The following is a 395-nucleotide window of genomic DNA, read 5'->3' on the forward strand; positions in this document are numbered from 1 at the left end:
ACCGTCGACTTCAGCTCCAGGATCTCGCCCCGGGCGTCCACGGTGATCTTCTGCGACAGGTCGCCCTTCGCCACGGCGGTGGAGACCTGGGCGATGTTGCGCACCTGGGCGGTGAGGTTGGAGGCCATGGAGTTCACGTTGTCGGTCAGGTCGCGCCAGGTGCCGGCGACGCCCCGCACCTGGGCCTGGCCGCCGAGCTTGCCCTCCGTGCCCACCTCGCGCGCGACGCGCGTCACCTCGTCGGCGAACGACGACAGCTGGTCCACCATCGTGTTCACCGTCGACTTCAGCTCCAGGATCTCGCCCCGGGCGTCCACGGTGATCTTCTGCGACAGGTCGCCCTTCGCCACGGCCGTGGAGACCGAGGCGATGTTGCGCACCTGCGACGTCAGGTT

Annotated in this window: 1 protein-coding gene; it reads right to left on the minus strand. The window is 68.9% G+C overall.

Features of this window, described 5'->3' with window-relative positions:
* Window positions 1-395 (minus strand): HAMP domain-containing protein (locus ACLQ20_RS31335; RefSeq protein WP_425858379.1); only part of this gene is annotated, 395 nt, incomplete at both ends.

It is taken from the genome of Micromonospora sp. DT46 (assembly GCF_049841735.1).
GTDB lineage: Bacteria > Actinomycetota > Actinomycetes > Mycobacteriales > Micromonosporaceae > Micromonospora > Micromonospora reichwaldensis.